Raw genomic sequence first — 9186 nt, forward strand, 5'->3', positions numbered from 1 at the left:
AGCCACCCTTTCATCGAATCTATACCTTCCCATAAACCGTTGACTATATCAGCGCCTACATCAAAAATTTGGCCGCTGTTATCTATAATTGCGCCGGCAATTTCACCGACAATTTCCATACCCACTGAAAATAATTCCGGCAGCATTTGCATGATCCCATCAACTACCGCCATGAGGATCTGCATCCCGGCATCCAGTATTTCAGGAAGATGTTCTATCAAAGCCTGCGCAATAGCAAAGATGAGCTCTATCGCTGCCTCAATTAATTGCGGTAGGTTTTGGAGAATCCCGTCAATAAGAGCAAGCAATAACTGAATCCCGGCGTCAATGATTTTCGGTAGATTTTCGATTAACGCTTGCGCTACAGTAACGACTAGATAAATCGCCATTTCGATGAGCTGCGGAAGAATTTGAATGATGCCGTCAATCAAACTAGTTAAAATTTGAATCCCTGCGTTAATGATCGTTGGTAAATTTTCAAGGATCGCGTTTGCAAGTGCGAGAATTAACTGTAACGCCGCTTCGATCAGTTGTGGAAGAACCTGGATAATCCCAGAAATTAACGCATTTAAAATTTGTATTCCGGCCTGGATAATCATCGGCATAAGCGTTACGATCGTATTAATCAGCGTCGTCAGCATTGTTGTCGCCGCCTGGATGATTTGCGGCAGCGCCTCGACTATTCCTTCGATTAGCGAAGTCAAGATCAAAATGCCGGCACCGATCAACGCGGGTAATAAAGTGACGATCGTCTGGACAAGCGAATCGATAAGCTGCGTTACGGCCGCTAGAATACTAGGTAGTGATTGAGTAAATCCGTCTAGCAAACCTTGGATAATCTGAATACCCGCTTGTAGGAGAATAGGGAGATTCTTTACGATCATGTTAACGAAAGAATCAACGGCTTTAGTCGCTGTTTCGAGAATCTTCGGCATATTCTGCTCGATACCTTTCGCGATCGCCGGCAAGTATTTCGATCCTGCGACCATTAATCCCGGAATACCGCCGATTATGATTCCGATGATATTCGGAATGAATTCCGCTAATCCTGAAAAATCTCCGTTAAAGGCGTCGGTGATCGTCTTCTTCAGATCCTCGAATGCGCCTCGGATAATTGCGACTCCTTTGACGACAACATTCGCAACAGAAGGCGGCAGGAGGTTGTGAAGCGCGATCGATCCTTGCGTAAAGTCTCCGGTCAGCGTTTCGGCTAGGCCTTTGAATAGGGCGGTCAAGTTTTTTACTACCGGAGTTACTTTCTGCCCCAGTTTGTTTCCTAAATCCTGAAGTTTTCCGCGGATCATGTCGCTATTCTTATAGACGTAGGCGAATGCGGCTGCTAATGCGATAACGGCGCCTATTCCCAGCGTGAACTGAAACATCGTTAACAAAAGAGCTTTTCGGGTTGTCCTGAGTACGGTTGCGAGTGCACCGAGACTGGACGAGAAGGACGCGACTGCCGTTACTGAGGCCGCGGAAATCGCTATAAAGGCTACTAATCCGGTAACAACGGCCGCAGTTACTGCGATAAATTTCTTCGTACCGTCACTCAGTTTGTTGAAGCGCTCAGTTAAATTAGCGATCTTGTCCGCTGCGGCCGAAACATAAGGCGCAAGCTGATCCCCTATTGTTGTTGCGAAAGATTCGAACGCACCGCTCAAATGCTCAAGAGAACCGCCGATTCCTTCTTTCATTTGTTTCGCGGTTTTCGCTGCTGCACCGCTGGAGTTTTCTAGCTCTTTCGTAAACTCGCCCAACGCGTCAGGCCCCTTCGAAACAACCGCCATCATTCCGGTAACTGCTTCAGTACCGAATATGCTTGCGAGAGCCGCTGATTTCTGAGCGTCGGTCATGCCCGCCATACCTTTTTGTAGCTGGCCGATAATGTCTTTTAATGACCGGAAATTACCCTTTTGATCGACTGTCGTTACACCAAGATCCTCCAATGTATTTGCCGCCCGCTTTGGTGGATCAACCAGCCGCAGTAAAGCAGATCGTAGCGTCGTCCCCGCCTGCTCGCCTGCAAGTCCTGCGTCAACCATGATACCGGTTGCGGCGGAAAGTTCCTCTAATGATATACCGAGCTGCGCCGCCGGTCCCGCTGCGTATTTGAAAGCGTATTGTAGCGATGTCATACCAGCCGCTGACTTGTTCGCAGTCATCGCCAGAACGTCCGCAATTCTTCCGGATTCGGTCGCTTTCAGATTAAAAGCATTTAAGGCTGATGTAATCGTGTCACTCGTCAAAGCAAGATCCTCGCCGCTGGCTTCTGCGGCGGCTATAATGCCAGGCATGGCTCCAATGATCTTATTGGCATCGAAGCCTTTTGCGGCAAGTTCCGTCATAGCTTCCGCGACCTGGGACGATGTCTGCGTAGTCGAAGCGCCTAGTTCTAACGCTGAATCCCGCATTTTCTGAAAATCGCTACCGGTAGCCCCAGCGATCGCTCCAGCTTTTCGCATAGCCGTATCAAATTCGGCTGATTTCGCGACGGTTGCGGAAAGGCCGGCAGCCATTCCGGTAGCCGCGGCCCCAAAACCTAGCGCCATTGATCGCGAAAAACCTGATATTTCTTGTCCAAAAGAAGATATCCGCGATTGTGCCTCAGACAAAGAGCGAGTCAGATCCGTAATTGTGGCGCCTATTCGTACATTAATAGAATGGTCCGCCATTATTCACCAAACCTTCTCTCGAACTCGCTGTAAATGCGTGCGGCCTCTGCCTCTAACCGTTGTGCCTCTGCGTTTTCTCTGCGGTAAAGATGGTCGAAGGCTTCGCCAACTGTTTCGAGATACGCGATCAACAAATTAACCGGTTCCTGATCGTTTTCTTTAAAAGTCATTCGTTTAAGTTTACGAGCGTGCCGATTTGCCAGATTTCTTGCGCGTTTCATTTCGCTAAGGAAAGCCTGGCCGTATTCCAATTTCCCCAACTTCGGTTTAATTTCTTTGTCAAATTTCTCTGCTACTTTCAGTGCAATCAAATTCGCCTGACGAAGATTATTCATTTATCCGATTCCCCCTTCTAAAATAAAAAAAAGCACCCTGGTTAGAGGTGCTTCGTGCATTATTCGATTCTCCCGCGTTCCCATGCTCGTTTTACTTCATCCTCAAAAATTCCGTATTTGTTTGGCCCGTTATCTCGATAAGTATAGATCGGATGATGGACTGATAGGCCCGGTTCATTTTGCTGCGCAATGTGGTCGGGTACATCTATCTCCTGTACAAGGTCATAATATTTTTTCTGACCGTCGGTAATTAAAAGGTCATAGTACGACTTGGCTGCCTCAAGATATTCTTGCTTCGCCTTTGCAATACGTTTCAGCACCTTTTCCTCATTAGCGTCTCTGTTTGCTCGAATTTCATCTCGGGCCATCTCTAAAATTTCGATTTTGAGGCGGCTTTTTTTACCACTATTCAACCCGAAAACGATGTTTTCGCGCTCCTTTGCCCCGTTTAATTCTAGCTGTAACTCGGCAACCCTTCGGCGAGCTTCTCTTTCTTTCGTCCTGTTCGCATCAGAAGGATTGTCCGCCAGTTTCGCAATAGCTGACTTTAGCTCGACCTCGGCTTCCGCCAACTCATCCGCCACTTTTGCATTATAGCCGCGAATTTTCTCCGAGCTGCTTGCCGCCTTTTCTTCTAGCGCCTTCAATTCCGATATTTTTTCCTGTAGCTGCTTAGAAAATTTCACCTAACCGTCTCCTTATCGAATGATTTTTTGAGAATTAAAAAAGAGATCGCGAAATATCTGCCATCTCCCTTTGACCGTCTTATTTTGTTCGAGTGAATCTAACGCATTGTCCAATGTTGCTACTTCCTGCCATGTCGCGTCATCGCCGCTGAAATCCGCAGAAGCCAGCTCGTAAGATGCGAACCGTTTTAGCATCCTGTTTGTCGTCTGACATAATGTCGGGTGTATCGGCTCATCGATTCCCATCGTTTCAAAGACAATCGGCTGTAACAAAGGATGGTCGACGATTACCTTTAGCGATATTACACCCTCGATCTTAGCTACCGATCTCAGCGCCCTTTGAAGCGCGATATGTCCGCAGTAAGACATGTCGTTACGTCGTCTCCCTAATGCGAGAAATGTGCCGGCTGCCTTCTCGCCTTCGAAATTGTGAAGCGTATATGAATAGACCGTCTCACGACCATCGCTTGCTTGCGTTAAATAAAGCGTGTAGTTCATTCGGCTTCCTCACTTTCTAACGCCTGGATACGTGTGTCGATTCGCATCAATTCCGCCGCCTCACGACCTGATCCGGCGTATCCCCTGTAATTCGCTTTCTTTTCCTCGTATAAACTTCGGAGTTCCTGCGCGGTCATCCCTTCGTATGGATCTGAAGGTCGGCCGGCCTCGTAATCGCCGTTTGAAATTTGTGAAGCCAGGTCTATGACTGCTCGTTGGGCTTCCCGGTACTCTGATTCAGTAACTGTACGAGAAGGTTTTAGTGTCCCTTCGTATTTGATCACCGTTTGTTTTGCATCAATTAGCTGCCGTTCCAGTTCTGCCCTTTTTTCTTTCCATTCACTCATTCGAAATCCCCTCATTTCTGATCGCTCTTTCTTCTTTCAATAGTTCGGCCTCATATTCTTCAACCGGCGTTTTTACAGGCCCCTCTATTACAAACGCGTCCTTTGCCCCGTAATGATAGGCCGAATCTGTCGCCGAATTAAACAGCTCTCGGCGAAATTCGAGATCGGTCAACCCGTCGCCGCGGCTTACGGTCGAAAACACGATCAGGGAGTCGTCACGGTCCGTCACCTTATATGTGCCTTTTTCTAGGTCCAGTTTGATAAAAGCGACACCACCGGGCAATAGGTCCGTAAAGCTGCCGGCTTTTGGCTCGCGAATATATGTCGTTTCAGCCGTACCGTAATCTCCGTAATGATCGAACATTTTTAAGACGCAGAACATGCCGGTTCCCCCTTTTCGCAAACGATCGTTGCTTCTTCTTCGTAAGCTCGACATTCTAGCACCGCCCGCGAGACGTTTAGGTCACGGGTGCGGCCGGATGATCGGCGGATGATTTCTCCCGTTTCTGCTCTAACTGTGATCGCCTCTGACGGTTTTACATAGATAAATACGTCATACAAGCAAATACCCCCTAAAAGTAGGTGTAATGAACAGATATTCGTTGAAAATGAAAAGAAACAAGCCCTCGAAATCTAGTCTTAATAGGAATAGTCGCGGCGACATAAAAACCGCTTAAATCCTTCGATTTCCTTAAAAACTTGATACGCGAACATCGAACATCCTCTCGGCTGCTCGGCGCTGTTCAATCGGGATTTTAAACTGGATGCCTACGAGCCTATCGTTTTTAAAATAGTCGGCTACGATGACCCAATCCTTTTTATATCGCTTCACGCGCCGAATCAATTCCTTGTCTTCCGTGTACCCAAACAGCCACCCTTTGCCGAACTTCCATAGATCATTCATGTCTCAACCTCCGTATTTTGGTAGAATTCAAGTAAATCGATGACTTTTTCCGGAGTGAGTTCCAGAAATTCCGAAAACCTTTCGGCTACCTTATCCGGCAACTGGCGGGCGCCCGACTCAATCATCGAAACCATAGACTCACTAATTCCTGTGATTCTAGCCACGTCTTTTTGAGAAAGCCTATAAATTTTCCGTATTTTGCGTATCGTTGACCCGCTTAACATATCACTGCTCCTTTCTTGTTTGTGAAGGTTTCTTCACTGATTGCATAAAAATAGCACTAGACAATGAGCCTAGTGCTTTACCCTCTCATATATACTTTTTTACTGCGGCTAAAATTGACCTGCTTCATCGCCATTATATGGGACAATACATTTTGCTTTTTTCTTCCCTCCTATTTGTTGATCTCGATATTTTGCTGCAAGCATGATCTCTATCTTCCTATCGGTTGCCAAATGTTCATACTTCCAAGCGCGCTTTAACATTTCCCTCTCGCTTATCCAAAAAGGATAATCAAGCCACCAAATATAAGCGCTCTCTATACCATCCAATTTCTTTTCCTTCGGATTTAAAAGAGCTTTATCAGCGCGTTTCATTGCCCGCCTTAATGTGTCGAGGTCCGTTTTGCACCCTTTCGAACATGTTTTACTGTTATTAGGCTTCGTGCGGTCCTTGTAATAGTAACCACAGTACGCGCATTTCTTTATTCGTTTATCAGTCGGATCGTGCAGCTCTCCTTTTAACAAGCTATTTATTATAGGCAATGCACTCTCTCTCGTTTGATTCTCGACGAACTCCGCCGCAAACTGGACGGCTCCTTCTCCTGGGTTTCTAAAAGTTTGGATGATATTTTTCGGCTGACCCAAATGATTCGCCCCTTATAAATTATTTTCTATTGAACTTTTTGAATTCTGCGTCTAGCTGTGGTGTATTTTTGAAGATAAACACAAGCCTGTCTCCGTACTTCCGACTCGGCTCAATGTCTAATAGTTCGTAGCCCTTCTTTAGAAGATGTCTCGCGATTTTCAGGCTTAAAATAGCCTTAGTTGGTTGATCTTTCATCCCGTCCCCCCCCTATCAAATTTCATATGAAGCCCACGCTTTTAATAACGAACGCATTCTTGAAGAAGGTAAATATAGACTAATAGGTTGTCCGTTCCTAATTCTCGACCTCCAGATCCATTGGAGTAAATCAGATACGGCGAGAAGGTCGTCATCGACAGTTATAGTCTTTTCCTGCCCCTCAAAAAATTGTTTTTCTTCCGGGCGAATAAATCGGTTGTACATAAAAGCTAATACCGATCTATCCGCATAATCATTTGTCGCTCTGATATTCCATTCAACAAAGCTCTTTGCGAAGCCAGGACCCTTCAAAGCGTCCATTTTTGATTTTAATGTGGTCCACAGGATTTCTTTGCCTTTTGCCCCTTTGATATTTCTTAGGTAGTTGTTCAGATTGTTCTTTATTTTTTTAAGTGTTTGGGATGAGTAGCTTTTGAGACGATTAGAACTTAGCGCATATCTTGCCTCGCCTATCTCATTTAAAGGGCCGTCGTATAATTCAATGAGACTAAAAATTTCCTCGCGTTTCTCAGACAAACGATCATATGGCACTACCTCCCCGTTATCAAGGGATTGTTTCGAGTACTGTATATCAAATAGATCAAAATAACATCGTTGAATCTGTGCATCAAAAAGATAGGTCATAATAAACGTTTTATCAAATGCCTTAAATACTCGCGGTGGAAACGTCCATAAGAGCAGTCCTTCCCCAAACTTATATAAGTTGCCAGCGTTAGCAAGCATTTTTATATCGCTGAATCGACCAGAATCATAGCCGGTGTCTATCCATACAACTTGTTTTGTATCTTCCTCGATCTTTATTAGGCCGCTAGACATGAGAGCTGATATATCCGCTTTACCGATTTCGGCGCGCTCGACAACGGACATAACTTCGTCTAAGATCAAAGTGTAGTTTTCTTCCTCTATTAATGAAATCAATTCATCGTCAGCCGAACGGAAAAGGGCGTGAGTCGATGCGATACTATACCCTTCCGCGATCAATTCCTTTAATGATCGGAGCTTTGATCCTTCGCCGTTCCGATTGTTAGGTTCAAGCATCTTTCGTCCAGTTACGTTTTCTCTGATTCGCTTCACTTCATTAAGAAAGGGCGTGATATAGATGAATTTTTGATCGGTGGGTGCCTCGTTCATATACTTGATCGCCCAGGTAGTTTTTCCACTTCCCATCATTGAATCAATTACTTTAATTTCCATAGTACACCTCTTTTTCTTTAATTTATTAAAGCGATGACGCACGGCTACATTATAGCGGTTTTATCGATTCTCTCTTTACGGAAATTCTTCGAAAACCCTTACGTATCAAGGCTTCCAGCGATTGTTTATCACGTTTGTTCTGATAAAACATTGCGCTCATATTCATTTCATTCATATTCGCGCAGATATTTTTTAAAAAAATTAATCGCGATAAAGTATAGCAAGACAAGTGTTTTCATTGGCTTGCACGGTAGTGAGCTTGCGAACGGACGTAAATCTTTAAAACATACCGTCTCATTCTAGCGAATGATCCGGACCATCTAGGACTATCCTGAATCTATTTTTACCACCTTTTTAGGCTTTGTTAAGAGTCGCAGCATCCTGTGAACAAACTGGCTTTCCAGTAGAGTAATTTTGTTTTTCATTTTGTGCTTGACAATCCTCCTTTTTGCGATTATAATTGCATTAGATTATAAGATGGGTGATTTGTAGACTAAAAAATTTTCACCCGTACTTAAATAGATTCGAATTGGAAAAGACGCCTATGTCCGTCGAATCTAAAAAATATTTATTTTTTTCGCACCCGGAAAACCATTCGGCTCCGGATGCGTATAGTCTGCTAGATTAATATCGGCCATTAAATTCGAATGTTTAGCGTTTCAATTAAATTATTTCTGATAATTTTAAAGACGAATTGAGTTGTTCCCGCAACCGTTCGTCTTGTTTTATTTTCCTCTGTAAACGCTCGCCCACTCGATCAAGCTCTAACGAATCTTTAAGCGAATTAAGCCGGCAAAGCTCGCCCTTTATCGTTCTGCGGCGCTGAAGTATGTTCTGAAGCCCCTTCGCCAGGTAATAACCGCGAACCACATCGAAGTTACCTTTTTCGATCTCGTGATACTTGTCGGATAGTTCTCGATCAATTTCCGACTGCGCCGCTCGCAATCTATTAAAATCGTGCTCTATGTCGGCGGCAACTGCGGTTAGACGCTCGAAATGAATCTCGGCCAAAGACCGGTTATCCTCTTCTTTTCGGAACAAGTGTTCAATACGACTCATATGAAGACCTCCCCAATTTAAATCCAATTCGAACGAAATCCGTAAATGACATATTTGCGAGCTCAGAAACATCGATTTTGCGGAGGTCTGCGTCGAACCTTGGATCTCTTATCGTGAAAAATTGCGGGTGATTGTCTTCGTACAAATGATAGCCGTCGTCCTGCTTGTCGAGCTGATCCGTTTTATAGAACTCAAGCTCATCGTCATCCAAACACAGTCCGATGATGTCAGGTCCGATTAACCAGGCGTCCGATATTTCGTGTATTTCTTGTTTTGTATCGAATGTTTCCCCGTGATAATGCAGCTTTACTGCTTGCGGTTGAAATTTAGCCATCATGCCGTACGCACCTCCTGACCGAATAGCTCTCGCGCTGCCGTGACGCCGATTTCGGCACAGCCTGCGAATGC

The 9186-nt window shown here is 45.0% G+C and carries 14 protein-coding genes; all 14 read right to left on the bottom strand.

Annotated features, from left to right (window positions below; translation table 11 throughout):
- Positions 1-2672 (bottom strand): phage tail tape measure protein (locus tag V7126_RS22690; protein ID WP_335499398.1); only part of this gene is annotated, 2672 nt, incomplete at its 3' end.
- The gene (locus V7126_RS22695) at positions 2672-3007 is read right to left on the bottom strand and encodes a hypothetical protein (RefSeq protein ID WP_046132511.1); all 336 of its coding nucleotides are present in this window, start codon (positions 3005-3007) and stop codon (positions 2672-2674) included. The genes V7126_RS22695 and V7126_RS22690, both read right to left, overlap by 1 nt.
- Positions 3008-3066: 59 nt before the next feature.
- Positions 3067-3693 carry a hypothetical protein gene (locus V7126_RS22700; protein WP_046132512.1) on the bottom strand — a complete coding sequence of 209 codons (627 nt, stop codon included), beginning with the start codon at positions 3691-3693 and terminating at the stop codon, positions 3067-3069.
- A 12-nt stretch (positions 3694-3705) separates the two neighbouring features.
- Positions 3706-4191 (bottom strand): hypothetical protein, encoded by a 486-nt coding sequence (locus V7126_RS22705; RefSeq protein WP_046132513.1) that lies wholly within the window; start codon positions 4189-4191, stop codon positions 3706-3708.
- On the bottom strand, positions 4188-4538 hold the full coding sequence (locus V7126_RS22710; protein ID WP_046132514.1) for a hypothetical protein: 351 nt from the start codon (positions 4536-4538) through the stop codon (positions 4188-4190). The genes V7126_RS22705 and V7126_RS22710 overlap by 4 nt, the downstream gene beginning before the upstream one ends.
- A complete protein-coding gene (locus tag V7126_RS22715; RefSeq protein WP_046132515.1) occupies positions 4531-4920 on the bottom strand; it encodes a hypothetical protein in 390 nt (129 codons plus the stop codon). Before V7126_RS22715 ends, V7126_RS22710 begins: the two co-directional genes overlap by 8 nt.
- Complete coding sequence (locus V7126_RS22720; protein WP_046132516.1) at positions 4905-5099, bottom strand: hypothetical protein; 195 nt, start codon at positions 5097-5099, stop codon at positions 4905-4907. Before V7126_RS22720 ends, V7126_RS22715 begins: the two co-directional genes overlap by 16 nt.
- Positions 5100-5229: 130 nt before the next feature.
- Positions 5230-5442 (bottom strand): hypothetical protein, encoded by a 213-nt coding sequence (locus V7126_RS22725; protein WP_046132517.1) that lies wholly within the window; start codon positions 5440-5442, stop codon positions 5230-5232.
- On the bottom strand, positions 5439-5666 hold the full coding sequence (locus V7126_RS22730; protein ID WP_046132518.1) for a helix-turn-helix domain-containing protein: 228 nt from the start codon (positions 5664-5666) through the stop codon (positions 5439-5441). The genes V7126_RS22725 and V7126_RS22730 overlap by 4 nt, the downstream gene beginning before the upstream one ends.
- 108 nt (positions 5667-5774) lie before the next feature.
- A complete protein-coding gene (locus V7126_RS22735; protein ID WP_046132519.1) occupies positions 5775-6308 on the bottom strand; it encodes a hypothetical protein in 534 nt (177 codons plus the stop codon).
- 19 nt (positions 6309-6327) lie between these two features.
- Positions 6328-6504, bottom strand: coding sequence for a DUF5659 domain-containing protein (locus tag V7126_RS22740; RefSeq protein ID WP_157759324.1), 177 nt, complete (start codon positions 6502-6504; stop codon positions 6328-6330).
- Positions 6505-6519: 15 nt separating this feature from the next.
- Positions 6520-7719 (bottom strand): hypothetical protein, encoded by a 1200-nt coding sequence (locus V7126_RS22745; RefSeq protein WP_046132520.1) that lies wholly within the window; start codon positions 7717-7719, stop codon positions 6520-6522.
- A 663-nt stretch (positions 7720-8382) separates the two neighbouring features.
- Positions 8383-8778, bottom strand: a complete 396-nt coding sequence (locus tag V7126_RS22750) for a hypothetical protein (protein WP_046132521.1) — start codon at positions 8776-8778, stop codon at positions 8383-8385.
- Positions 8765-9186: hypothetical protein (locus V7126_RS22755; protein ID WP_335499411.1), on the bottom strand; the 422-nt coding region annotated here is incomplete at its 5' end. The genes V7126_RS22750 and V7126_RS22755, both read right to left, overlap by 14 nt.

The sequence above is a fragment of the Bacillus sp. JJ675 genome, assembly GCF_036963165.1.
Taxonomy (GTDB): domain Bacteria; phylum Bacillota; class Bacilli; order Bacillales; family Bacillaceae; genus Bacillus; species Bacillus glycinifermentans.

Coding starts and splice junctions, on each gene's coding strand:
- V7126_RS22695 (WP_046132511.1), bottom strand. CDS start 3,007: ATGAATAATCTTCGTCAGGCGAATTTGATTGCACTGAAAGTAGCAGAG.
- V7126_RS22705 (WP_046132513.1), bottom strand. CDS start 4,191: ATGAACTACACGCTTTATTTAACGCAAGCAAGCGATGGTCGTGAGACG.
- V7126_RS22710 (WP_046132514.1), bottom strand. CDS start 4,538: ATGAGTGAATGGAAAGAAAAAAGGGCAGAACTGGAACGGCAGCTAATT.
- V7126_RS22715 (WP_046132515.1), bottom strand. CDS start 4,920: ATGTTCTGCGTCTTAAAAATGTTCGATCATTACGGAGATTACGGTACG.
- V7126_RS22725 (WP_046132517.1), bottom strand. CDS start 5,442: ATGAATGATCTATGGAAGTTCGGCAAAGGGTGGCTGTTTGGGTACACG.
- V7126_RS22730 (WP_046132518.1), bottom strand. CDS start 5,666: ATGTTAAGCGGGTCAACGATACGCAAAATACGGAAAATTTATAGGCTT.
- V7126_RS22740 (WP_157759324.1), bottom strand. CDS start 6,504: ATGAAAGATCAACCAACTAAGGCTATTTTAAGCCTGAAAATCGCGAGA.
- V7126_RS22745 (WP_046132520.1), bottom strand. CDS start 7,719: ATGGAAATTAAAGTAATTGATTCAATGATGGGAAGTGGAAAAACTACC.
- V7126_RS22750 (WP_046132521.1), bottom strand. CDS start 8,778: ATGAGTCGTATTGAACACTTGTTCCGAAAAGAAGAGGATAACCGGTCT.